Raw genomic sequence first — 24,802 nt, 5'->3', positions numbered from 1 at the left:
TTTTACCTTTTAAATCCGCCTATATCTTCATTTAAGTATTTTAGAGCTTTTGCCTTATCCTTATCTTTTATGGCATAAATTATGTTCTCATGGTGTGAGCTAAAAGTCTTTTTTGTCATTTCTTCCCATTTTTCTCGGTAATTTTGAATAAAAAAACGGGTCATTTTTTTCATTGTATGCTCCAAACTTAATAAGGCATGAGAATTATTATGCAGCTTGAATAAACCTATATGAAATACCGAATTATTTTGCCACTCACTTACAGCATTTGTGTTGCTCAATTTTCTAGTATGTTCCAATAGATAATTTAATGTTTCATGATCGCAGCTCGCAACTTCTTTCCAGTTTTTTTCCAAAAAACCGCACTCCAGAACTAAGCGGTAGTTTAACATTTCTACAAGGTCTTCTTGTCGGAGCTTGATTAGTTCATATCCGTATCGCGGAATACTCTTAAAAACGTTTTCATTGCAAAGTTCTATTAGTGCATCTCTAATCGGCGCCCTGCTTATTTTTAAATACTTTTCTAAATCTGAAAGATTGATTATATCTCCCGGTTTGATTGTATTATCGGTTACGAGGCCATATATCTTTATATAGGCATCCTGCTTTAAGGAGGTTCTTATTGGTTTTAATTTATTAGTTATCATACTTTTATCCTAGGTGAATTAAATAGATTTTTTTAATATTTTAACTTATCACCAACCGATAAGTGTATCACAATTTACATCACTAATGCAATGAGCTCATAGGCATTTGATAAAAGAATTTTTAATTTATTTCAATTATGTCTTATAGGAACAAGCGTTAATCTGGCTTGAATTTATATCTTAGACAATTTTATAGAATTTTAAAAAATAATCAAATTTTAATCATATTTTGCTTGACAGTTTTCAAATTCATATGATATATTATTAATATATCAGTGATATTTTATAAAAATAATTAGAGGAGGTTATTTTATGGAAACTATGAATTTGGGGTTTATTTCATTGATTCCCACAATTGTGATGTTTGTCTTTGTTTTTTGGACTAAGAGGATGATTCTGTCTTTTACGGCAGCAACTCTTGTTGGTGCAGTCCTTATTGGAGGACTGAATTTCCCTTCTGTGTGGTTAGATCAATTGCAAACAGCATGGTCTGCCGGAACCTGCGGCTATTTGATTATTATGCTTTCTTTGTTTGGTATTTTGATTAAATTGTTGGATGTATCGGGTTATGCTCTTGAATTTGCTAATTGGTTAGGAAAATATGCAAATACCCGCAAGAAAGCTATGATTATCACATTTATTCTTGGATGGCTTATATTTGTTGATGATTATTTAAATAATATGGCTGTATCTACGGCAATGAAGAAGATTTGTGATAAACATCGAATCCCGCGTACTTTATTCGGTTTTTTGGTAAACTGTACGGCGGCTCCGGTTTGTGTTTTGATTCCTGTTTCGACCTGGGCAGTTTTTTATGCCGGTTTATTTGAAGAAAACGGCGTGACGGTAAATGGTACCGGATTAGGTGCTTATATTTCCGGCATGCCGTTTTTGTTTTATCCTGCCATATTGTTGTTAATTTGTTTTTTGATCATCATCGGTGTTTTTCCTTTAATTGGTATTACAAAAAAAGATAATGAATTAGCCATGAAAACAGGCATAGTTTGTTCAAAAGAAGAAAATCTTGAAGGTAAAGAATTATATGCAGATGATTCCACCGGTTCTGATACTATGATCAAAAATAATCCTTTAAAATTTTTCTTTACTATGGTCGTTATCGTTACCGTAACATTGATAACTCAAAATGTTATGGTTGCCTGTATGGGAGCTATTGCAACTGTTGTTGTGATAATACTTATTGAAAAGAAATTAAAACTTACAGAAATTTTTACCAACGCTTTTGAAGGTATAGCGAGTATGCTGATGGTTGATGTTACGATTGCGCTTGCTTTAACTCTTGTTGAAATAAACAAGGTTACAGGTATGACCGGCTATGTTATAGATGTTCTTACACCTCTTTTAAACGGATCAATATTTGCTGCAATCGTCTTTGCATTTTGCGGGGCCTATGTATTTTTTGCCGGAGGCTTCTGGGATGGCTCAATGATTTTTGCTCCTATTGTAGTTCCTATTGCTGTAGCATTGGGTGTTAATCCTATTCTGTCTTGTATGGCATTGGTTTGTGCTGCCACCCTTGGAAGTACGACCTTTGTCGCGGGCGATGCTATTATGATTACTTCCGGTGCTATTGAAATAAAACCGTATTATCAAATGCTGGGAACTTTTCCATATGCTTTGATAAGTTATATTTTGACGACTATCTGTTTTGTGATTGCCGGATTTATTATTGGGTAGCAGGGAATATGAGTATCGCAGATAAAATTTTTTTAAGTAATGCCGTATTTACCGGAGACGGTAAGTTACCGTTTCCGGGCGGAGTTGCCATAAAAGAAAATAAAATTCTTGCTGTAGGAAATAGGACTGATATTCTTTCTTATTGCGGAGCTGACACAAAAAAATATGAGTTTGGTGATTGTCTCATAATGCCCGGTATCTGCGATGCTCATGGTCATTATTCCATGGGCGCTTTATATGACAGTAAGTATTTTATCAATGATATATTGTATTCTCATTCAGAACAAGAATGTGTGGCCATGATAAAATCTTTTGCAGATGCTCATCCTGAATATGACAGCATCATCGGCCAAGGTTGGTTTCCTGCAAATTGGAATGATGCCGAATTGCCTACAAAAATGTCATTGGACGAAATTGTTCCTGAGCGTCCTGTATATCTTGCATCCGCCGATGCTCATACAGGCTGGTTGAATAGTAAGGCTTTGGATGAATTGGGTATAGACAGAAATGATTTGGAATATGGCAAAAATATTGTACTTTTACCTAATGGAGAACCCAGCGGAATTTTGAGAGAGAGTGCATGGTTTCGTTTGGCTTCAAGTAAAACTTTTGTACCTGCGGATTCAATCAGTGAAGAAGTTAATAGAGATTTGATGCATAGACTTGCAAGAGTAGGTATCACAACTTTCTGTGATGTATCAGGAATTTTACCTGGTGTAAAATATGATACTTTGGAAGATATGGATAAAGCTGATGAATTAATTGTAAGGATAAATTTGAACCCATCCATTGGGCTTGATATGGGGCAGCAGGAAATCAATGCACTTAGAAAAAAGTATAACTCGGATAAACTTAGAGTTACCGGCTTGAAAGGAGTTATAGACGGTGTAACTTCTACATATACAGGATATTTGCTTGAGCCTTATTCTGATAGACCTGGTACTAGAGGATTTATAAACGATACGGAAACCTATTATGAACAATGTATTATTAATGCAAATAAATACGGTTTGGGTGTGAGACTTCATTGTATTGCCGACGGGTCTGTAAGATTTGCTTTGGATTGTTTTGAAAAATCCAATAGAATAAATAATAACAGTCGTATTCGTAATTCGATAGAACATATCGAGAATATACATCCTGACGATATTGCAAGGTTTCAGCAGTTAGGTGTTACGGCTTCAATGCAGCCTCGCCATCTTGCTCTTGATGCAAATGAAAAGATTGTACGTCTGGGTAAAGAAAGATGCAAATGGGAATGGCCGTGCCGATCTATTTTGGAATCCGGAGGTATAATTGCCTTGGGCACTGATTATCCTGTTGTTGATTTTAATCCTTTTGAAACTATATATTACGCAGTTACACGGCATGGATATGATAGAAAACCCACTGGTATTAATCCTTCGGAAAAATTAACAATGTCACAGACCTTAAGGGCTTATACTTTTGGAGGTGCTTATGTTTCAAATCGTGAAAATGAATTAGGTACGTTAGAAGCGGGAAAATTGGCTGACATCATAATACTTGATCAGAATCTTTTCTGTATTGATGAAGAGAAGATACCTGATACAAAGGTACTTATGAATGTATTTGACGGAAATATTATTTATGAAGAAAAAAAATTTAGTAGGAGGAGAATATGATTGCAGAATTCAGTAAACATTTGGATTTAAACTATACACTTGGTTTAATGGAAAAACTTATATCGTTTAAGAGTAATCCTGATTTAGGATATCGCACATCAGGTTCTACAGCAGAAATAGCAGCCGGGGATTTTCTTCATGAAGAAATGAAACGAATAGGTTTGAAAAATGTGCACAAAGAAGCTGTTGTTGTAGATAATTTTGAATTTAAACGTGCTGATATTTCATATAAAATGGCAAATGGAATTACACGAAAATTTTTGATGTCAAGTTTTCAAGCCAGGTGCTTAGCTGAGAACGAAAAGATTAAAATTGTTTATGTTAATAAGGGCAGGGATATCGATTATGAAAATATCGATGTTGAAGGTAAATATGTTCTAATCGATATCAATATGGTGGATGATTGGTGGGTTAACTGGCCGATCACTCAAGCTAAAGTAAATAAAGCAAAAGGCGTTATTGTAGTTCAAATAGGAGGTTATTGTTCGTGGTCGAAAGATACATTGGGTGTACAAGATATTTCTACGACCTGTGACCTTCCTGCATTTTCAATGACTGTCCGTGAAGCTGAACTTCTTAAAGAACAGTTAAAACTTCAAGGAGGAGAAATAGAGGCAATCTTGAATGCAGATGTGAATGTAGTAAACAATGGAATTACAAACTGCATAATAGGTGAAATTCCGGGAAAAATTGATGAAGTAATATATCTTATTGGCCATTATGATGCTTATTTTACCGCTTTTGCAGATAATTCCTCCGGTATCGGCTGTATAATGGGTATATGCAAAGCTCTAGTTGAAGATGGATATACACCGGATAGAACTTTACGCATTTGTCTACACGGGGCGGAAGAATGGGGAATTGAAGGAACTCGTTATGACTGGGCTCGAGGTGCAACAATGCTTGTACATAAACATCCCGAGTGGGGTGACAACGGATTTTTGCTGGTAAATTTAGATGGAAATTTAATCAATGGAACGGCCTCTGCTGTTAAGGTAAGAACATCATATGAAATGGTCGAAGGCATTGAAAAGCTGGGTAAAAACATTGAAGGTAATGTATATCCTTTCGGTACTTATAGTCCGATGTGGACATGGACTGAAAGTTATATGTATGCATGTCTTGGAATCCCGACTATAGAAAGTTTTTATGAAGGAGTTAATTTTTGGCCATCATATCATTCCAGTTCGGATCAAAAAGATGTAAATGATTATAGTGATGAAGTTTTTCTTTCTTCTCATATTTTGTATGGAACTATTTTACAGAAATTCGATAAACTGCCTGTGAGACCTTTGGATTTTACGGCTTTATTTGACAAAATGCTTGATGAAGTCGATGGAAAAATTATTGCTGATTCGAAATTATTATGTGAAAAAATTCTAAAAGCAAAAGAAACTGCCGTAGTTTTAAAGAAAAAAAATGATTCTTTCTCAAAAATAGATAGTGTAGCAAAAAAGTATAATAAAAAAGTAGGTAGAATTTTTTCTAAAATAGTTAACGAATTATTCGGAATTGATTGGTTCGAGCAATATAATTTTATTCATATACGTAATCAAAATAATATTCACTATTTGACTTCTGCCATCGAAAGCCTTAAAGCCGGTAACATAGAAAAAGCTATGGATGAAGATTTGAGAGGTGTCGATCTTTGTTGGTATGGTTATCATTTTGATAAACGTGTTTACGATATATTGGTTGACCAAGTTCTCGGAGAAGCTGCACCTTTTACATGGGCAAAAGGTAAAGTAACAACTATAGCCGATATGTGGAATATCGGAAGGGAACTTCAAAAATTACGAAATGAAGGCGCAACAAATTATACGGATGTTATTGCTAAGCTTGAAAAAGAGATTGAAACTCAAAAAAATGAATTGAAAGAAAAGTTTGCTGCTGAAGTCAATATTTTGGAAGAACTTATCTGTATGATGGAAGATTGTATTGAAGATTAATTATTATAAGGGGGAATTAGTTATGATAAAAAATAAAGTCGAATTTAAGAGTCAGCATATTGAAGATATGCGAAATGCATTTGAGCATAGGGCAACATGGTTTTACTTGTTATATAAAGAAGCAAGAAAACGAGGTCTAACGGATGAATTTGCCCGATGTGCCATAAAAAAATGCGGTAATTTTCATGGTATGAATAAGTTTACACATTCTGGCGATTTCGAAGTATTTCACAAAGAATTTGTGAATGACAATGTCAAGCAAATTTTTCAAATGGAAGATAAGTGTGACGGAGGAAATTTAAGTGTAGACTTTCACTATTGTCCCTTGGTATCGGCATGGAAAAAAATAGGAGCACTTGATGAAGAGTTACCTATTTTATGCGATATTGCTATGGATGGTGATAGAGGAATATGTGAAACCTTAGGTTTTGATTTTAAACTCGGAAAAACAATTGCAAAAGGCGATTCAATATGTGAGATTAGAATAAAACAGAAAAAAGATTAAGGAGCTTCTATGAAAAAAATATTAAATAAACCTGAAGATTTTGTAGATGAGATGATTGAAGGGATTTTACATGCTTATCCTAATAAGATCTCTGCACTAAATGGGGACAAGAGGGTCATCGTAAACAAAACAAAAAAAGAAAATAAGGTCGGTATAGTTACTGCCGGCGGAAGCGGTCACTTGCCGGTCTTTCTCGGTTATGTAGGCGACGGAATGCTTGACGGATGTGCTGTAGGCAATGTTTTTGCTTCTCCTTCTGCAAATAAAATGTATGAAATGATAAAGGCATGCGATTTCGGTAAGGGTGTATTGTGTCTATACGGAAATTACGGAGGAGACAAACTCAATTTCGAAATGGCTATGTCGATGGCCGAAATGGACGGAATACAGGTTAAAGAAATAAGAGTGATGGATGATATTGCTTCTTCACCGCTTACGGCAAAGGATAAAAGGCGAGGTGTTGCCGGAATGGTTTTTGCCTATAAAATTGCCGGGGCAGCAGCCGTAAAAGGCTATGACCTCGAAAAACTTATTTCGGTTACTAAAAGAGCTCTTGATAACATGCGTACGATGGGTATAGCTTTATCTCCATGTATAGTACCTGAAGTAGGTAAACCTACATTTTCGATCAATGAAGATGAGATGGAAATAGGAATGGGTATTCATGGTGAAGTAGGTATAGAAGTTTCAAAGATAAAAACTTCCGCCGAGGTTGCAAAAATGATTTTTGACAAAATTGCAACCGAACTTTCTTTTTCGAGTGGTGATGAGGTTTCCGTAATGATTAACGGTCTCGGTGCTACGCCGCTTGAGGAATTATTTATTATCTATCGGGATTTATTTAATATTTTAAGTGGATTGGGGGTAAAGGCGGTAAGTCCGCACATAGGAGAATTTGCAACTTCCATGGAGATGGCGGGACTTTCGATCACAATTATGAAACTGGATGATGAATTAAAGACCTTGCTTCTTCATGATGCAAATACCCCCTTTTATACTAATGCCAATAAGAAGTAGGATGTCGACATGATTACAAAAGATATAATTCTGAGTGTATTATCTGAAATAACAAAAGCCATGGATGATGAAAAGGATTATTTAATTGAACTTGATCAGCAAAATGGAGACGGAGATTTGGGCCTTTCTATGAGCGCCGGTTTTAATGCTGCACTTAATGCCTTTAAAGATGATCCCGGAGAAGATATCGGTTTTGGTATTCTCAAAGCGGCCATGGCTTTTAACGAAAAAGCTCCTTCAAGTTTAGGCACCATATTATCATTCGGATTAATGGCGATGGGAAAAAAATTTAAAGGAAAAAAAGAATTGACCCCTGAAGAATTTACAGCAGGTTTTTCAAAATTTAACGAAGAAATTATGAACAAGGGAGGTGCTAAACCGGGAGAAAAAACTATTGTCGATACTCTTGTTCCTACCGAAAAATATATTCGTGAAAATTTAGGAAAAATCTCAAATACAGACCTTATAAAAGGTGCAGAGCTGATTGCAAAAGAAAGTTCAGATGCAACTCGTAATATGAAGTCGGTACATGGACGAGCCGCTTATTATGCAGAAAAAAGTATCGGCGTCCTTGACGGCGGATCCTATGTAGGATATTTGATATTCAAAGCATTAAATAATTTTATAATAGATGGAGGAAAAAAATGAAAGAAAAAAGAAAATTGATTTTGGATGCTTTTAACAATAAAGAAGTTAAAAGGGTTCCTGTCGGTTTTTGGTGGCATTTTGCCGATGAATACAGGCAGTTTCGCGGTTTGTTGGATGACGGAATTATTCAAGCAACAATTGACGGTACAAAAAAAATGTATGACGATCTAAAACCTGATATGATAAAAATAATGTCAGACGGTTTTTTCGGACATCCGTCAATAATGGAAAACGATATTAATAGTATTACCGACATTAAAAAGATAAAATCGATAGGAAATTCTTCACCATGGTACGATAAACAAATTGATATGGTTAATGAAATCTTAGCGCACTTTGACGGAGAAGTTGCTGCGTTTTACAATATTTTTGCTCCTCTCAACTATATCAGATTGTATACAGAATGTTATAAAAAACAGCCGGATTTGTTTGTTAAGCTTTTTTTTGAAGATCCGGATGCTATGTTGAATGCTTCCTTAGAAATTGCAGATGACTTGATTATTCTTGCAGATAAACTTAAAAACAATACAAAACTTGACGGAATTTATTACAGTGTTCAAAGTGTTCAGTCGCAAGATGCAGATCTAAAATTCCATCAGAAATATGTTTTGCCTTCTGACAAAAAAGTTCTTGATAAAATAAACGCTCTTTGGGACAATAACATTCTTCATATCTGCGGTTATGCTGATTATACAAATAATTTATCTTTCTATAAAGATTATAAAGCTAAGGTTTATAACTGGGCTGTAAATACGGAAAAACTTTCTTTGGCAGAAGGAAAAAAATTCTTTGGAAATGCCTGTGTTTTGGGCGGCTTTGATAATAACAGGGGTACCCTTATTGATGTAGGCCCGGATATCGAGATTGAAAACTGCGTTGAGAAATTGATAAAAGAAGCCGGTACTACAGGCGTTATTATCGGTGCAGATTGCACTATTGCTCCAGAAATAGGATATAAAAGACTTGCACAAGTAAGAAGCTTCGCTGAAAAGCATAGTAAATAAAGCTCCTCCTATTGTAATTGAACAGCCGGCTTTGCATATTTGCCGGCTGTTCTCCCATTTACTTCCTCCTTAAAAGATAGACAAAAAAAGGGCCGCCGACCAGGGCCATCAGGGTACCGACCGGTAATTCTATCGGGGCCGCTATTGTGCGGGCAAAGGTGTCGGCTATGAGCAAAAATATTCCTCCGTTTAATATCGAAAGGGGTAAAAGATATTTGTAGTTGGGGCCTGTGATAAGCCGCACAATGTGGGGAATTACAAGGCCTACAAAGCTTATGACCCCGACAAGGGAGGTGGAAATAGCCGCCAAAAAAGAGGCTGTAAGCGAAATTAAAATTCGGCTCCTTGTGATGTTTAAACCTAAACTGCCTGCCTTTTCGTCTCCGAATAAGAGGAGGTTGGCGGGGCGTATGGCTGCAAGGGCGGCGGCAAGGCCTATGAGGGAGTAGGGCAAGATGAGCTTCACGTCATACATACTGCGCCCGGAAAGGTTTCCGCTAAGCCAGAGCATTATGTTTTGAATCTTGTCGCTGTTTAAGATTGTGATAAGGTAGCTAACTCCCGCAAAAAAAGCGTTGACTGCAACACCTGCCAAAATAAGTCGGACGGTTTTTACTCCGCCCTTCCATGCCAAGAGGTAAACCAAGACTGCCGCACCCATTGCTCCTATAAATGCAAAGAGGGGGGCTGCCGTAACAAATTGCGGAAAAATCAAGAGGGCCAGTAAGAGGCCTAACTTTGCTCCGCTCGAAATGCCTATTATCCCGGGGTCTGCCAAAGGATTTTGAATAACCGCTTGGAGAAGAGCTCCCGAAGCTGCAAGGTTGGCTCCGACTATGAGGGCTAAAATAATCCTTGGAATTCTTATATCCCAAATAATTATTGTAAAATCTGAAGCTTCATTAAAAAATATGATTTTTATTATTTCATTGACGGGAATCTTTGTGCTGCCGAAATAGATTGCGGCCGAAACGGATAGTGCCAGAAGAACACAAGAAATAAAGAGAAAGATGAGCATTTTTCTTCGGCGTTCTTCCAGCATTTTTTTTACCTTTTGGAATTTAGTTTTCGGTTTCTCCGTAGATTATTTCTTTTAAATTCTCGACAGCATTCATTATTCTGATATTTCGTGAAACGGTATATAAATTACTGTCAAGGTCGTAGATTTTGTCTTCTTTTACGGCCTTTACCTTCTGCCAAATTTCGTTTTTTGCAAACTCGGCTCTAAGGCTTTCGGCTGTGTCTTCGGCCTTTGTGTGGGTCAATCTTATGATTACGTCGGGCTGATGCTTTACGATTTCTTCTATGTTTATGGGAACATAGGTTTTGTCGAAGTTACCGATATCGTTTGCGATGTTGTGAATTTTTAAAACTTCCATTAGGCTTCCAGTATAGCAGTGTTTTGTTCCCATCATCAATTTTTTGGGAGAACCTAAAAGCATCAATACCTTGGGGCTTTTTTTGCCGTGAACGGAGCGGCGTACCTCAAGGGTTTTCGCTTCGATGGTTTGAATTACGTGCTCTGCTTCTTTTTGTTTTGATGTCAGCTTGCCTAAGTGCCTGATTGTGTTTAAACAGGCCTCATAGGAATTTAAATCGACATATTCCGTTTTTATGTTTTGGTTTTGAAAAAGCTTATCCAAGGTAGGCTTTGAACCTAGGGAGGCGAGATAAATGTCGGCATTTAATCTTTTGAGAACTTCGAGATCCGGCTGCATGGGCTTTCCGATTTTTTCGGTTTTGGCATAAAGCTCAGGCATGGGATGTCGGCTTGAAGGAACGCCCACAACATTTTTATAGCCTAGGTCGTCCAAAATTTCGACTATGGACATGGTACCTGCAATAACACGAGGTCCTGCTTCAGCTATTGTGCGGTCGGGTAAATCCTTTTTATCTTGCTCAAAAAAATTATTGATTTTTGAACAGCTTACGATAAATAAGGCTAAAACAAAAATGAGTGCAAAAAATTTATTTGTTTTCATAGGGAGGTATTCTAATGGTATAGGCAAAAAAAATCAAGCCCGGAGGAAAATCTTGCGGACGCAAAGGCGACCTTCTTACTTAAAGATACCTTTAAAACCTTTGCGTCCTTCGCGAGCTTTGCGGTTAAGTTTAAAAAAAACGGCAATTTATGGAGAACTTTCTATTTCTTTTTGAGATGAAGTTCCGGTAAGTTCGGCTTGGCATCTCGAACCAAGGCTGCCTTGTTTTCGTTTTGGATTTCTTGGTAGATTTCTTCACGAAAAACCTTGACCGAAGCCGGTGCATCCACTCCGATTTTTACCTGATCGCCCCGAATATCGATTATGGTGATTTCTATATCGTCACCGATAAGGATTTTTTGGTTTGTTTTACGGGAAAGTATGAGCATCAGTTCCTCCCCGCCGCATTCAATTCGGCAAGAATATCGTGTTTGGTATTCCATTTTCCGTCATTTAAGACAGCCTGAAAAGCCTTTTTATTTTTTTTGTTTATGATGAGAGGACCCTGCAGGTTTGCGGTAATGGGACCTCCCGCAGGCGGAATGGTAACAAGGGCAAAAACCAAGAGGTCTGTAGGAGACTCTGCTTCAATAGGTTTTAAAAGCTCATCATCTATATCCAGCTCATAATCCGGCCTAAACAAAAAAGGATCAATAACGATGAAGGCCAAATTTTGATCATCAAGGGATTGAACCCAAAAGAAAGGCTCCTTATCGGAATCCAACAAGGCATATTTATGAAATTCTTCAAATCCGTAAAATCCGTCAACCAATTCAATTATCTGTTCATCTTGAATTTCAACAAGCCCCATAGCTTTTGTCTTAATTTCCATCTTAAATTCCATCCTATCGTAAGTAGTTTAAAAGAGAATCTCTGTAAAGCCTTCCCAATACGCTTAAAGAAGCTTGATGAGTGTGTTCAAACATCTTTAAGTCGGTTATCGCCTTTGTAATGTCAAGGTCAGCTTCCCTGGATTCTGCTGCAGTTACATTTAAAGTCTGCGTGTCGATTCGGGCTAATATGACCTCTGCTCTTGCATACTTGGAACCTGTTTCGGCCATCCTTGTAGTAAGATTATGTATACCCTCATCGAGACTTCCCAAAATCTTTCCGCCCAAGGCTTCTTGATCGCCCGAAAGAAAGGCATCGCGCACGGCAATGGCTGCATCAAAAAGAGAGCCTCCCGAAACGCGTACCGAATTTGCCAAATTATAGGGAGGTCTTTGTTCGGCCTTTATCAAGCCCAGTTCGGATAAAACCGTGCTTCCTTCGGCATCTCTTAGCCAAAGCTGGCGTGCATCGGTGGTTGTTAAGTTTAAACCGCTTGTAATTGGGTCTAGACTTGCCTTTACGGCTGCTCCCGAATCGTTTATCTTTGAAATAATTGCATGAACATTGTCTCCTGCAATTAAGGGAATTTCAACACCGTCAACCTCGATGCTTGTGTCTTCCTTTATAACAAAGTTGCTTGCATCAGTTTCCGAAATAAGAATTTGCTGTTCGGCCCAAAATACCCTGTTTCCGGCCTGATCTGCCCTCATAAAAGAAAGTTCATCGGTTTCAACTTCTTTTGAATCGACTGTGCCGTTATATCTAACCTGAGTTATAAGGGCTGAACCTGCTCCGTCCACATCCCCCATTACGGTTTCAAAGGGCTCGGTAAAGCTCTTGGTTCCCGAAAAAACTCTGACTCCGTCGGAATTGACGGCGTTTCCGTTTTGCACGAGTTCTTTTAAAAGTTCGTCGGCTTCGGCTGCCATGTCCTTCAAGTCGTCCGGAGTATAGGTTCCGTTTGCTCCCTGTACGGAAAGCTCCCTTAAACGGTGAATAACTTGTAGGGAGTTATTCATATAGGTTTCGGCCGACATATATTGATCGCGCAAGGTTTTTGTGTTTTTTTCGAACCTTTCGAGGCGGGCGAGGAAGGACTTGTACCTTACCGAGTGGCCTGCAGAAACAGGGTCGTCTCTAAGCTGGTTTATCCTTCGTTGAGACTGAATCTGATTGTTCAGATTGTGAAGCCTCGATTCCTGATTCCTCATCGAAAAATTGCTGTCCGTATGCTGAATATTTGTACTAATTCTTTTCATCATATTTTACTCCAAAAAGGCTAAACGCCCAACCTGTTTATAACGGTATCGATCATCTCGTTGATGACCGAAACAAACCTTGCAGATGCATTATATCCGTGCTGGAATTTGATAATATCCGATAGTTCTTCGTCTATGTTTACACCCGACACGGAATCCCTCATATCGTGTAATTCTTTTACGATAGCAATCTGTGTGTTTAGACTCATTTCTGCCTGCTCGCCTTTTAGACCGATTTCGGTTACGGTGTCGGCAAAAAAGTCGTCAAAGGTGGCTGAGCGTCCTACCATAACAGGCGTATTTCTGATTGCGGCTATCGCAAGGGCAGCCCTATTGTCTCCCGGATAGGCGACCCCTTCGGGGCCCTTATAACCTGCGGCGATATTCTGTATATCGCTTTTGATTACGGGGTTCATTTCCATCCAGCCTGAAGGATGGGCTATGGGAGAAACCACATATTGGGCTCCGGCCAATACGTCAACAGCATTTACCCTTCCCCAGTCATAGGCTCCTTCCGGCCCGGCCTGAGAAAGCACGCCCGAATAGCCTGCCAAAAATCTTCCCGAATCCTCGATATGGCGGATAACAAAGTCGGGGTTTTCCTTGTCGAAGCTGGTCATACCCTTTAAAACAAGTTTATTGTTTTGGTCGAGGTAGGCCGCCACCTCGGAACCGGATCTATTGATTCTTTCTACAAGGTCCGAAACCATGTCCGTCGAATAATAGGGAACCTGCACAAGGCCGTCTCCCGAAGAAAGGGTCAAAGTTCCTTCCAATCCTATTTGTTCTCGAGGATCAAGGATGTTTGTGCCCGTAATTCTAAAAATATAGGAAGAATCCTCTTCTCCGTCTCCGTTTCTGTCAAAGTTACCGAGGGTATTGTTTATAAAGTATTGCTCTTTAAAAAAGTCGATGCCTGTTTTTCCGTTGGGGCTCATGGCATTTCTGTGGACATCGTTTACCAGATCGACAAAGTTCATTGTCATGGTATCGAGTTTTCTGATTTCGTCCCGAATATCCACATCTCTCAGCTCAATCAAGGCTGCCAGTTTTCCCGATTCAAAATGAGCCAAGTTGCCTGAATCGGACCAAACAACATCGGCATATTTATCGTTTTCAAGCGAAGCCTTAAAGTCAAAGGTTCTGTGAGTTCTTCCCTGTACTATTTCCAAACCTGCGGTATGAATTACATAGGTTTCGTCTTCATCCCTCTTATCTACGGAAATGTCTATGAGTGAGGCAAGTTTTTCGGTTAAAAGGTCTCTTTTATCCATTAAATCGTTGGGATTGTCTCCCATAGCCTTAACCTTAACTATTTCTTCGTTTAGTTTGGCTATACGTCCCGTTATGTCGTTTACCTGCTTTACAGTCGCTTCTATATCGCCGTGAACCATGTCCCTTATGCCCTGCAAGCCTTTAAACTGGTGATGAATGGCATCGGTTAAGGTTTCTGTTCGGGTACGCACAACCTGACGGGCAGCATCCGACTCAGGGTAGAGCGACAACTCCTGCCATGCTTCCCAAAATTGATCCATACGGCTTCTGACCGAAATATCTTCGGGTTCGTTATGAACTTGTTCTAAAAGTGCTATGTAGGAATTTCTTGTTTCCCAATAACCTAGGTCATCGGTAGTTCCGACTATTCTTTGGTCTAAAAGCTCATCCCGTAATCTGGTAATCGAACCTATGGTAACGCCCTGTCCTATTTGTCCCGGAGTTTCGGCTCTGGTTAAATCGGGTCTGTAAATGGGCTCAAAGGCTTCAAGGTTTACCCTCTGCCTTGTATATCCCTTTGTTGATGAGTTCGAAATGTTATGACCTGCCGTTTGAATCGACTGCCGGTGTGCAAACAAACTCCTTTTTCCTAATTCTATTGCATCAAATGTCGCCATCTATACCTCCATAAAAACTTTTTGCAGCAAATATTAATTTGCGAAAAAAGTTTTTTCAAGCGGTTTGTTTACAAACCGCATATAATATTCACGATGTTTTGTGCAAAGCACAAAACTCGGTAGATAAACAGTGAGGCTGAATTTCTGCCGAACTGTTTATCGCACCTCCTGTTTCTATAAGACCTCATTTAAAACGAGGCTCGTTATTTCCGTATTAACCCGTTTTCCTTCAGCTGTATAACACTTACCGTTTCTTTCTTCCGAAATAATATCGACCACGCCCTTAACCAAGGCTTGAGCGTGTGAAACATAATTTGAGAAGACGTCATTTTCAATCTTTGAATAAAAAACTTTTTCTTTTAGTTTTTCATATAAAGAATCTATTGTTTTTTTATCTGATGAGTTAAATTGTTTTGTTTGAATGTAAAAATCGAATTCTATAGAATTATCCTCATCAGCCTGTAAAAGTCCATATAGTTTCTTATCCAAATTTGAAAATTTTACGGAAGCCTCATTTAAGAAACTAAGATTTTTTTCACTTTCCTGCCAGTCTCTATCCAAGACTCCTTGGTACATGGCCTTTTGTAATTCATAGATATTATCTATCAAATCGATTTGTTCGTGTAAAATGTTTTTTATGTCTGCTGCAATTGAATGTTTTTCCATAACAATCTACTCCTCAGAACCAGTATCGGCATATAGAAAAAAAGCATTAGAAATCTTTTTATTTGATTTTACATAAAGAGGTAAAATTTTAGTTGACTCAAGCCGAAAATAAATGTATTATGGATAGTATGAAAAAGACTTTATATTTTTTAGGCCTATGCCTTGTTGTAATTTTAATGGTTTCATGTGCTTCTGCACCTGAAACAAAGCCTGTTGTTGAAACTCCGGTACCGCAAGAAAAACCTCAGGAAGTTCAAAAGCCCGCTGTTGTTGAAAAGCCTGTAGAAAAGGCAGAACCAAAGGTTGAGCCTAAGGTCGAAGCAGCAAAATCTGCTGATGAAGAGGTTGTAGCCCAATTTGAAGGCGTTTCTATTACCAAAAAGGACAAGGAGATAGCAAAGTCCGAAATTGAAGAAGTCGTAAAAAAACTTAACGAGATAACTGCAAAAAAGGATTACGGACGCTGGAGATACTGGCTTTCAATAGAGTATATAAAAGAGTTTTCAAAGCCTGAGGTTTTGAAAAAGACCAGTGAAGGTCTTCCTGCTCATCTAAAAGGAAAGCAGTTAAAAAACATTGAAGATTATTTTTACTATGTTTTTGTACCCTCAAGGCAAAATAAAAAGTTTGATGATCTTGAGTATTTATCACCGACTAAGGTCGCAACTTGGACAACAGATTCTAAGATACTTTATAGATTTGAAAAAATAGACGGCAGGTGGCTTTTAGTTCCGTAAAACGGGCTTTTAGATGTTTTTCATCAAATTTGACTATTTTGACTAAAATATAGAACTAAAAATAAAAAAAGCAGGGTTTACTACTTGACTTTACGATGAAAATGATTGAAAATGAAGGTATATGTACCAAACTAAGGGGGTAATTGGAAATGCGACGAAAGTCTTTAGTTTTTATAATGATGATATTATTTTTGGGATCAGCCCTTATCTTTGCACAGGATAAGAGTTCCGATTCTATGATGACCGTTGAAGAGGCCTATCTTAATTCGATGGAGGGCGTAATTCTTAAAGAGATGGTCACCAGTGAAGGGCGAGATGCTAAGTTTGTAGCCTTACAGGTAGTTGAAGAAGCTATTGATGCAGGAAGGGTAACTCCGGAATTGCAGGAAGCCCTTGATTCCCTTGCGACTGTAGGTTTAACCTCGGTTGTACGCGAAAACGGAAGAGTTGCAAACAACTATCCTGATGTCAGAAGAGAGGCTTGCCGCCTTTTAGGAAAAGTTAAAAATGAGCAGGCAAAGAAATCTCTTCTAACGGTTATGTACACCGATAATGAGCCGATAGTAATCATGGAAGCCGTTAAATCTTTAGGTGAGTTAGGTTATAATAATAATGACGAAGTTGTAGACATGATAAACTTTATCAACCGAAAATTCGACATTATCAATCCTCAAAGTTCCTTAGCTCTTGAAGTTCTTAATGCTTATGAAAAATTGGCTCCCTCTGTAAAGAATAAGAGAGCTATGACTGAAAGTATTTTGAGAATTGCCAACAACTTTAACTACATAACCCCGGTAAGAAACAGGGCTATGGAAGTATTAAAATCGATAATGGCAGGACAAAATAAGAACTAAAATTTACCTAAAATAATGAAAGAGCTTATACTGGCTTCTGCATCACCCGGACGAAAAGAGATTCTCGATTCGCTGGGTGTTTTATTTTGTATTAAAACCTCAAATTTCGATGAGTCTTCAATAAATGAAAAAGATCCGGTAAAAAAGTGCATCTTAACTGCCAGGGGGAAGGCTCAAAGCCTTTTTAAGGTTTTGCAGCAAAACGAGGGGCCCGGCACTCAGAAGCTTATTCTTGCGGCAGATACCCTTATTTTTACCGAAAATGCTGTTGCTCCAAACACAAAAATAATCTTCGGTAAGCCTAAAAACGAAAAAGAGGCCGAAATGATGCTTAAAAGCCACTCAGGAAGCTCCCATTTTGTGGTGAGTGCGATCTGCCTGCTTGACTGCGAAACGGGCCTTATAAGCGAAAAACAAAATATCTCTAAGGTTTTTTTTAAACCTCTTTCCGATGAAGAAATTTCGGCCTATATAAAAACGAAAGAATGGAAGGACGCTGCCGGAGGCTATAAAATCCAGGGTAAGGCCTCTCTTTTTATCGACAAAATTGAAGGCTCTTATACCGGCATAGTCGGCCTCCCCGTGAGGGAATTGTATGAGCTTTTGTTCGAAAAAGGCTTTATAAACCTCTTTTAACCTGTCTAAGCACTATACAAAATCTTAAAAAAACTATATAATAAGCCCATGCCGTTTTTTACGGTAAATATCCGGAAGGATGTCCGGCGTGGCCGGCCTTTTGAGGCCGCTAACGGCCGGCAGTCTGTTCCGAGAAATAGAGAAGGCAGGAGCTTTTTAGCTCCAAAGGAGAAACACATGGCAGTAGTAACCATGAAGAACTTACTTGAATCAGGCGTACATTTCGGCCATCAAGTAAAACGCTGGGATCCGAGAATGAAAAAATACATTTTTTCGGAAAGAAACGGAATTCACATCATCGATTTGCAGAAGACAATCGTTGCAATCCGTGAAGCCTATGAGGCTGTCCGCAAGGTAACATCCGAAGGAAAGTCTGTTTTATTCGTAGGAACAAAGAAGCAGGCCCAGCAGACAATTCAAAAAGAAGCTGAAAGATGCGGAATGTTCTATATCAACAACCGCTGGCTCGGCGGAATGCTCACAAACTTTTCCACAATCAAAAAGAGTTTGGCTCGTCTTAAGAAAATCGAAAAAATGGAAGTTGACGGAACTTTCGATAACTTGACAAAAAAAGAAATTGCTTCTTTACAGAAAGAAAAGTCAAAACTCGAAAAAAACTTGGGCGGTATTAAAGAAATGAAGGACCTCCCCGGAATTCTCTTTATTATCGATACTCGAAAAGAAGAAATTGCTATCAGAGAAGCCCGCTCATTGGGCATTCCCATCATCGCTGTTGTAGATACCAACTGCAACCCTGAAGGCATCGATTATCCGATTCCCGGAAACGATGATGCAATCAGAGCTATTTCGCTTTTTACTGGCGTAATTGCTAATGCAGTTATCGAAGCCGACAACGAACACGGTCTTAAAATCATCGAAAACCTTCAAGAAGATGAAGAATCCGGTGATTCAGGCGTTGATCCCTATCAGGACAGAGAAGAAGAAATTACCGATTATTCCAATTACACTCCCAAAGATGAAGCTTCAGGCAGTGATGAGGATGAAGATGAAAATTCTCTCGTAAACGATGAGGATTTGTACGACGACAAATAAATATGAGCAAAAAGTTTTTATAGGAGATTCGATAAACAGTTCGGCAGAAATCCTGCCTCACTGTTTATCTTCGAGTTTTGTGCTTCGCACAAAACTTTGTTATATTTTATGCAGTTTGTAAACAAACTGCTTGAAAAAACTTTTTTTCGGAAGCTGAGACTTCCTGCAAAAAGTTTTTATAGGAGAATTTTATGGACATTAAAGCATCTGATGTAAAAGCATTACGCGATAAGACCGGTGCAGGTATGATGGAATGTAAAAAAGCCTTACAGCACTGCAACGGCGACGCAAAAGAAGCTGAAAAATATTTAAAAGAAAAAGGCTTGGCCGCTGTCGAAAAAAGAGCCGACAGGGTAACAAGTGAAGGTATTATCGTTATCAAAAACGACAATAAAAAAGCCGTTATGCTCGAAATGACCTGCGAAACCGACTTTGTTGCAAAAAATGCAGACTTTATCGCTGTCGGAGACGACATTGCAAATACTGCCTTTGATAAGGACATTGCTGAGGTTACACCCGAACTTAACGATAAGCTCTTGGATTTGGCTACCCGTGTACGCGAGAACATGAACCTTACACGCTTAATCAATGTAAAGGCCGGTGCAGACGAATACCTTTCACGCTATATTCACTCCGATAAAAAAACAGGTGTTATTGTGGTTTTAAAATCGGATAAGCCTGAAATCTTTGAAAAGACTGAGGTACAAGATTTTGCTTATGACTGCTGTTTGCATGCTGCCGCCTTTATGCCCCTCTATGTTAAAAAAGAAGATGTAGATGCAGCTTATATCAAAGAGCAGGAAGAAATCTTTAGAGGCCAGGTTGCCGAATTGGATAAGCCCGATAACGTAAAAGAAGGCATCGTTAAGGGAAAAATTTCAAAACACTTATCCGAAATCTGCTTCCTTGAGCAGGCCTTTGTAAAGGATGATAAGCTTTCCGTTTCAAAGAAAATGGCAGAGGTCGGCAAAGAAGCCGGCGGCTCCTTGAGCTTGTCAAAGCTTATAATTTTTCAGTTAGGACTTGGAATGTAAGTTAAGACCTTTTTAATGCTGCGGGGGACTCCTTGCAGCATTAATTCTTAATTGTTAAAATCAAAGATCGGAGGCAAAGATTATGATAGAAGAAGTTAAAAAGAATTGTGAAGAAAAAATGAAAAAAGCGGTTGCTGCATTAAAAGAAGAATTCAATATGCTGAGAACCGGACGGGCATCTTCTGCTCTTTTTGATAAGATAAGAGTAAATTGCTACGGAGAGTCCACTCCCCTTAACCAGCTTGCAAATATTTCTATCCCCGAAGCAAGGCTTGTAGTAATTCAGCCCTGGGATAAGGGCTTATTGGTCGAAATTGAAAAGGCCGTTTTACAGGCAGATTTGTCGGTTAACCCCACAAATGACGGAAAGGTTATACGCATTGCAATTCCGCCGCTGACCGAGGAAAGAAGAAAGGACCTTGCAAAAAAGGCAAAGACCATTGCCGAAAATTCGCGCGTTTCGGTCCGTAACATCAGACGTGACGGAATCGATGAGGCAAAAAAATTACAAAAGGACGGAAAGATAAGCGAAGACCAGCTAAAGACAGCTGAGGATGCCTTCCAAAAATCCACTGATGCCTACATTGCCGAAATAAACAAGGTGCTTGAAGCAAAAGAAAAGGAAATAATGGAAAACTAAATGTCCGATGACTTAAAACATATCGCCATTGTCATGGACGGCAATGGCAGATGGGCAAAAAAAAGAGGCCTTCCCCGATCTATGGGACATAAGGAAGGTCTTAATACGGTCAAAAGAATAACAAAGGCCGTATCCGATTTGGGGATTCCTTATATAACACTTTATATATTTTCTACCGAAAACTGGAAAAGAACGGAAACGGAGGTTGGCTTTTTAATGGGGCTTATTAAGCAGCATTTAAAAGCCGAGCTTAAGTTTTATGCCGATAATAATATACGCATAGAGCACATAGGCAATTTAAGCGGACTACCTCAAGATATTCAAGATGAAATTAATTCGGTAAGGGAGAGAACTTCCGCTTATACCGGAACTGCGATTGTGCTTGCCATAAATTATGGAGCACATGATGAAATTATAAGAGCAGTAAAGAAACTGAATTCCGATGAGCTTGCTTCTATAAATGAAGAGTCTTTTTCATCAAAATTGGACACCGGCTCTATTCCTCCTGTGGACCTGCTTATCAGAACCGGGGGAGAAAAACGGTTGAGTAATTTTTTGCTTTGGCAAAGCGCCTATGCGGAACTCTATTTTACGGATACCTTGTGGCCTGATTGGACGGTGGAAAATTTATATGAAGCAATAGAAGATTATAAAAAAAGAAACAGGCGTTACGGAAACGCCTAATGTAATAAAGGGAGAAATAAAATGAAAATTAAAAAAATTATTGAAAGGCTTATCATATTTTTTGTAGGAGCACCTTTAGTTTTAGCTTCAATTTATTTTTTACCTCATTATAATTTTTTAGTTTATCATATCGAATTGTTTATTGCAGCCCTTATTGCAAATTATGAGATATATAATATTTTGTCCCAAAGGTCTCCTGCCTATCCTAAAAAGATACTTGCTTTTTTCGGTGCAATTTTAGTTCTTTCATCATACCTCATAGGCTTACATGCCGTACCATTCTATTATATCTTTATAGTGTTCGGCTGCGTAATCGTGGGAATGATGTTTATGGAAATTATATTTTCATTATCAGGAAATTTTACCAATAGCATTGCCCGTCTTGCAACCGGAATGTTTATGCTGATTTATCCTTGGGGCTTGGCTGTCTATTTATCCGCAATTGCGAATCTTCCAAATGCAGGCGCCCTCATCATCATGTTTTGTCTTATGACCTTCGGCTGCGACTCCTTTGCATGGTTTTTCGGTATGCTCCTAGGAAAAAACAATAGAGGTTTTATTAAGGCAAGCCCCAAAAAAAGTGTTGCAGGTTTTATAGGAGGCTTCATAGGTTCCATAACAGCTGCAGTTGCTTCATTCTATTTTTTTAATAAACAATTTAACGGAAAATTAAGAGAGCTTATAATCATAGCTGTTTTTACGGCCTTATTTTCCATAATCGGAGACATAATAGAATCTATTTTAAAGCGTTCTGCAGACGTAAAGGATTCAGGTAAGGTAATTTTAGGGAGGGGCGGAATTCTTGACAGCATTGACTCCCTGCTTATAGCAGCCCCTGTATTCTATACCTTTTCTATGTTCTTATTAGGCGGTTTTTAATGGGCAAAAAACGGGTTATTGTCCTCGGTGCCGGAGGCTCAATCGGAAAAAACTCTTTAGAAATAATAAGAAGATTTTCCGATAGGTTTGAGCTTGCAGGTTTTTCCGTTCATTCAAATTTAGAATTTGCAAAAAATCTTCTTGCCGAATTTAAAAATACACAATTTGTTTCTACAAAAAAAACGGATTCAAAATTAAAACACGAGATAGATGTAGAAGCTGTAAGGCAGCTGATCGAAAAATCAAAAGCCGATATAGTCATTAACGGTATAGCAGGTTCGGCCGGTTTAAAGGCCTCCGTCGAAGTCATAAAAAGCGGCTTGGATTTAGGTCTTGCCAATAAAGAAACCATAGTAGAGGCTGGTGAGCTGATTTTTAAAGATGCCGAAAAGTCGGGGAGTACAATAATTCCTGTCGACTCGGAACACGCTGCGATTTTTCAGCTTATAAATGCCCACAAAAAGGAGAACATCGAAAAGATTATAATAACCGCCTCAGGCGGCCCTTTTTTGCACAGTCCTAAGGAAAAGCTCGGCACAATGAAGCTTGAAGATGCCTTAAAGCATCCGACATGGAAGATGGGCGGAAAGATTACGATAGATTCAGCCTCTCTTGCAAACAAGGCCTTGGAAGTAATCGAGGCCGTAAATCTCTTTTCTTTTCCGCCTGAAAAAATCGAAGTTACGGTTCATCCTCAAAGTATAATCCATTCGATGGTGCAGTGTAAAAACGGTGAGATCTTTGCTCAAGCCTCTCCTCCCGATATGAAAAATCCTATTTTAAATGCTTTAAGTTTTCCCGATATGCCTGAAACTTTTTTAAAGCCCTTGGATTTTTCTCAAGCCATAAAACTGGAATTTATGCCTCCCAGAACCGATGACTTCCCCATGCTGGCTTTAGGATTTGAAGCGGCTAAAAAAGGCGGTGCCTATCCTATAGCCTTTAATGTTGCAAATGAAGAAGCCGTTGAGGCCTTTATGCAGGGAAAGATAGGCTTTACCGATTTAGCCGATATTACCCAAGAGGTTTTAAATTCGGATTGGACTATGAAACCTTCTTCTTATGAAGAAGTTTATGACTATGAAAACAGGGCAAGGGCTGTTGCCTTGGCAAGGATCCTTGCCCGCAACTCCTCTTGCAATAAGATTTATTAAGATGGGAAATTTATGATTAAGATTTTAATAGGTTTGATTATATTGAGCATCATGGTTTTTATCCATGAACTTGGACATTTTATTGCCGCAAAACTGTGCGGTGTTGTGGTCGAAAGTTTTTCGATAGGCTGGGGCCCTGTTCTTTTTAAAAAAAAGAAGGGAGACACCGAGTATAGAATTTCTGCAATTCCCATGGGAGGCTATTGCGGCATGAAGGGCGAAAAAGCCTTTCAGCAGGCCATCGAAGAAAACTTATCCGCAATTCCTAAAAAGGAAGGAGAGCTTTACGGTGTTCATCCTTTTAAGCGGATTATAATTGCCTTTGCCGGCCCCTTTGCAAACTATATAAGTGCAGTTCTTGCTCTTGCAATTGTAAGTGCCATAGGTTCAAGCTATTATACAAGTTCTAACAAGATAGCTCCCGTTTATTATTACAACGAAGCCGATGACTCTCCCGCCCGCGAGGCCGATTTAAAAATGGGGGATGTGATCTTAAGCATTAACGGCGAAAAAACCGAAACCTTTGCCGACATTGTGCGGCTCATAGTGCCGGAAGCAAAGGAAGAGGTTACCTTAAAAATAGAAAGGGATGGCCAAATCTTAACAAAAAAACTTAGGCCCAAGCTCGACCCAAAAACCGGAGCAGGGATAATAGGTTTTTATTCTTTTATTCCTCTTGAAATAGAAGGAGTAAAGCCTTCTTCTGCAGCCGAGCTTGCAGGGCTTAAAAAGGACGATCTTATTGTATCGGTAAACGGAATTGAAGTTGCCAATACTGTAGACCTAAACCGTGCCCTGGATGCGATAAACGAAAAAACAGCCGAATTAGGGATTTTAAGAAGCGGAAATAAAATCACAGCAACCGCGAGTCTTATCAGAACTGAAAACGGAATAGATCTGGGGCTGAATATAAAGAGCATCAAGGTTGAAATCCCCGGAACCGGATTTTTTAAAAGCATAGTGAACGGCTTTGTTTCGACTCATAAGAGTTTTATATTAACGTTTAAAAGTTTAAGTCTCTTGTTTAAAGGCGTTGACTTGAGGCAGGCCGTTTCAGGACCGGTTCGCATTACCCACATGCTGGGCGATGTCGCCTCCCAAGGTTTTAAGGCCGGTTTTTTAATCGGGCTTTCGGATATCTTAAACTTTGTAAGCATAATTTCAATTTCACTTTTTATAATGAATTTATTGCCGATTCCTATTTTGGACGGGGGCTTAATTCTTTTTGCCTTTATCGAATTTATTTTTAGAAGGCAAATTCATCCGAAAGTCCTGTACTATGTTCAATTTATAGGCATAGCCTTTATCGGTATAGTTTTTATTTTTGCCCTTTGGGGAGATATAGGATATTTTTTGGGACGATAGTCTTTAGTGCTTTACAAGATTAGGTTTT

General features: G+C 38.7%; 25 protein-coding genes. 17 read left to right on the top strand and 8 right to left on the bottom strand.

The genetic code is table 11. The features are described from left to right. Window positions 1-2 precede the first annotated feature (2 nt). Complete coding sequence (locus E4O04_RS12025; RefSeq protein WP_253708253.1) at window positions 3-647, bottom strand: FCD domain-containing protein; 645 nt, start codon at window positions 645-647, stop codon at window positions 3-5. A 312-nt stretch (window positions 648-959) separates the two neighbouring features. On the opposite strand from E4O04_RS12025, the gene E4O04_RS12020 reads away from it, so the two are divergent. The 7 genes from E4O04_RS12020 to E4O04_RS11990 are packed head-to-tail and all read left to right on the top strand — an operon-like array spanning window position 960 to window position 9,108. Beyond that, window positions 960-2,342, top strand: a complete 1,383-nt coding sequence (locus E4O04_RS12020) for a Na+/H+ antiporter NhaC family protein (protein WP_253708252.1) — start codon at window positions 960-962, stop codon at window positions 2,340-2,342. A gap of 8 nt (window positions 2,343-2,350) precedes the next feature. Then, a complete protein-coding gene (locus tag E4O04_RS12015; protein WP_253693799.1) occupies window positions 2,351-3,985 on the top strand; it encodes an amidohydrolase in 1,635 nt (544 codons plus the stop codon). Beyond that, window positions 3,982-5,934 carry a M28 family peptidase gene (locus E4O04_RS12010; protein ID WP_253708250.1) on the top strand — a complete coding sequence of 651 codons (1,953 nt, stop codon included), beginning with the start codon at window positions 3,982-3,984 and terminating at the stop codon, window positions 5,932-5,934. The genes E4O04_RS12015 and E4O04_RS12010 overlap by 4 nt, the downstream gene beginning before the upstream one ends. 22 nt (window positions 5,935-5,956) lie before the next feature. Beyond that, a complete protein-coding gene (locus E4O04_RS12005) occupies window positions 5,957-6,439 on the top strand; it encodes an L-2-amino-thiazoline-4-carboxylic acid hydrolase (RefSeq protein ID WP_253708247.1) in 483 nt (160 codons plus the stop codon). Between the two features lie 9 nt (window positions 6,440-6,448). Beyond that, window positions 6,449-7,456 carry a dihydroxyacetone kinase subunit DhaK gene (locus E4O04_RS12000; protein ID WP_253708244.1) on the top strand — a complete coding sequence of 336 codons (1,008 nt, stop codon included), beginning with the start codon at window positions 6,449-6,451 and terminating at the stop codon, window positions 7,454-7,456. Window positions 7,457-7,465: 9 nt separating this feature from the next. Then, window positions 7,466-8,104: a dihydroxyacetone kinase subunit L gene (locus E4O04_RS11995; RefSeq protein WP_253708241.1), complete on the top strand. Its 639-nt coding sequence runs from the start codon at window positions 7,466-7,468 to the stop codon at window positions 8,102-8,104. Beyond that, window positions 8,101-9,108 carry a uroporphyrinogen decarboxylase family protein gene (locus E4O04_RS11990; RefSeq protein WP_253708238.1) on the top strand — a complete coding sequence of 336 codons (1,008 nt, stop codon included), beginning with the start codon at window positions 8,101-8,103 and terminating at the stop codon, window positions 9,106-9,108. The genes E4O04_RS11995 and E4O04_RS11990 overlap by 4 nt, the downstream gene beginning before the upstream one ends. 58 nt (window positions 9,109-9,166) lie before the next feature. Here the strand turns inward: E4O04_RS11990 and E4O04_RS11985 are convergent, their stop codons facing one another. From E4O04_RS11985 to E4O04_RS11955, 7 genes are all read right to left on the bottom strand, one after another. Next, window positions 9,167-10,150, bottom strand: a complete 984-nt coding sequence (locus E4O04_RS11985) for a FecCD family ABC transporter permease (RefSeq protein WP_253708236.1) — start codon at window positions 10,148-10,150, stop codon at window positions 9,167-9,169. Window positions 10,151-10,169: 19 nt separating this feature from the next. Then, window positions 10,170-11,090 carry an ABC transporter substrate-binding protein gene (locus E4O04_RS11980; protein WP_253708233.1) on the bottom strand — a complete coding sequence of 307 codons (921 nt, stop codon included), beginning with the start codon at window positions 11,088-11,090 and terminating at the stop codon, window positions 10,170-10,172. Window positions 11,091-11,251: 161 nt separating this feature from the next. Beyond that, entirely contained in the window at window positions 11,252-11,479 is a 228-nt protein-coding gene (gene csrA / locus E4O04_RS11975) for a carbon storage regulator CsrA (RefSeq protein WP_253677025.1), read from the bottom strand. Further along, entirely contained in the window at window positions 11,479-11,922 is a 444-nt protein-coding gene (locus E4O04_RS11970) for a flagellar assembly protein FliW (RefSeq protein WP_253708231.1), read from the bottom strand. The genes csrA and E4O04_RS11970 overlap by 1 nt, the downstream gene beginning before the upstream one ends. Before the next feature lie 13 nt (window positions 11,923-11,935). Beyond that, entirely contained in the window at window positions 11,936-13,183 is a 1,248-nt protein-coding gene (locus tag E4O04_RS11965; RefSeq protein WP_253708228.1) for a flagellar hook-associated protein 3, read from the bottom strand. Window positions 13,184-13,200: 17 nt separating this feature from the next. Then, a complete protein-coding gene (gene flgK / locus E4O04_RS11960) occupies window positions 13,201-15,072 on the bottom strand; it encodes a flagellar hook-associated protein FlgK (protein ID WP_253708225.1) in 1,872 nt (623 codons plus the stop codon). 174 nt (window positions 15,073-15,246) lie between these two features. Continuing rightward, window positions 15,247-15,738 (bottom strand): hypothetical protein, encoded by a 492-nt coding sequence (locus E4O04_RS11955; protein ID WP_253708222.1) that lies wholly within the window; start codon window positions 15,736-15,738, stop codon window positions 15,247-15,249. A 128-nt stretch (window positions 15,739-15,866) separates the two neighbouring features. Between E4O04_RS11955 and E4O04_RS11950 the strand changes: the two genes are divergently transcribed. The 10 genes from E4O04_RS11950 (at window position 15,867) to rseP (ending at window position 24,774) form a co-directional block, all read left to right on the top strand. Beyond that, on the top strand, window positions 15,867-16,475 hold the full coding sequence (locus tag E4O04_RS11950; RefSeq protein ID WP_253708219.1) for a hypothetical protein: 609 nt from the start codon (window positions 15,867-15,869) through the stop codon (window positions 16,473-16,475). A 149-nt stretch (window positions 16,476-16,624) separates the two neighbouring features. Then, the gene (locus E4O04_RS11945; protein WP_253708217.1) at window positions 16,625-17,329 is read left to right on the top strand and encodes a HEAT repeat domain-containing protein; all 705 of its coding nucleotides are present in this window, start codon (window positions 16,625-16,627) and stop codon (window positions 17,327-17,329) included. A gap of 15 nt (window positions 17,330-17,344) precedes the next feature. Further along, window positions 17,345-17,965: a Maf family protein gene (locus E4O04_RS11940; RefSeq protein WP_253708215.1), complete on the top strand. Its 621-nt coding sequence runs from the start codon at window positions 17,345-17,347 to the stop codon at window positions 17,963-17,965. A gap of 177 nt (window positions 17,966-18,142) precedes the next feature. Beyond that, window positions 18,143-19,018, top strand: a complete 876-nt coding sequence (gene rpsB / locus E4O04_RS11935) for a 30S ribosomal protein S2 (RefSeq protein WP_253710859.1) — start codon at window positions 18,143-18,145, stop codon at window positions 19,016-19,018. A 191-nt stretch (window positions 19,019-19,209) separates the two neighbouring features. Then, window positions 19,210-20,052: a translation elongation factor Ts gene (tsf, locus tag E4O04_RS11930; protein WP_253687018.1), complete on the top strand. Its 843-nt coding sequence runs from the start codon at window positions 19,210-19,212 to the stop codon at window positions 20,050-20,052. 82 nt (window positions 20,053-20,134) lie between these two features. Beyond that, complete coding sequence (frr, locus tag E4O04_RS11925; protein WP_253687019.1) at window positions 20,135-20,692, top strand: ribosome recycling factor; 558 nt, start codon at window positions 20,135-20,137, stop codon at window positions 20,690-20,692. Continuing rightward, a complete protein-coding gene (locus E4O04_RS11920) occupies window positions 20,693-21,376 on the top strand; it encodes a di-trans,poly-cis-decaprenylcistransferase (protein ID WP_253687020.1) in 684 nt (227 codons plus the stop codon). A gap of 21 nt (window positions 21,377-21,397) precedes the next feature. Beyond that, the gene (locus tag E4O04_RS11915) at window positions 21,398-22,255 is read left to right on the top strand and encodes a phosphatidate cytidylyltransferase (protein WP_253708212.1); all 858 of its coding nucleotides are present in this window, start codon (window positions 21,398-21,400) and stop codon (window positions 22,253-22,255) included. Next, on the top strand, window positions 22,255-23,409 hold the full coding sequence (gene dxr, locus E4O04_RS11910; RefSeq protein WP_253708209.1) for a 1-deoxy-D-xylulose-5-phosphate reductoisomerase: 1,155 nt from the start codon (window positions 22,255-22,257) through the stop codon (window positions 23,407-23,409). Before E4O04_RS11915 ends, dxr begins: the two co-directional genes overlap by 1 nt. A gap of 12 nt (window positions 23,410-23,421) precedes the next feature. Next, window positions 23,422-24,774: an RIP metalloprotease RseP gene (gene rseP / locus E4O04_RS11905; protein ID WP_253687023.1), complete on the top strand. Its 1,353-nt coding sequence runs from the start codon at window positions 23,422-23,424 to the stop codon at window positions 24,772-24,774. Window positions 24,775-24,802: the final 28 nt, after the last annotated feature.

The sequence above is a fragment of the Treponema sp. OMZ 799 genome, assembly GCF_024181365.1.
Classification (GTDB): domain Bacteria; phylum Spirochaetota; class Spirochaetia; order Treponematales; family Treponemataceae; genus Treponema_B.
The sequence above is the reverse complement of the archived record's forward strand: the minus strand, read 5'-3'. Positions and strand labels throughout refer to the sequence as shown.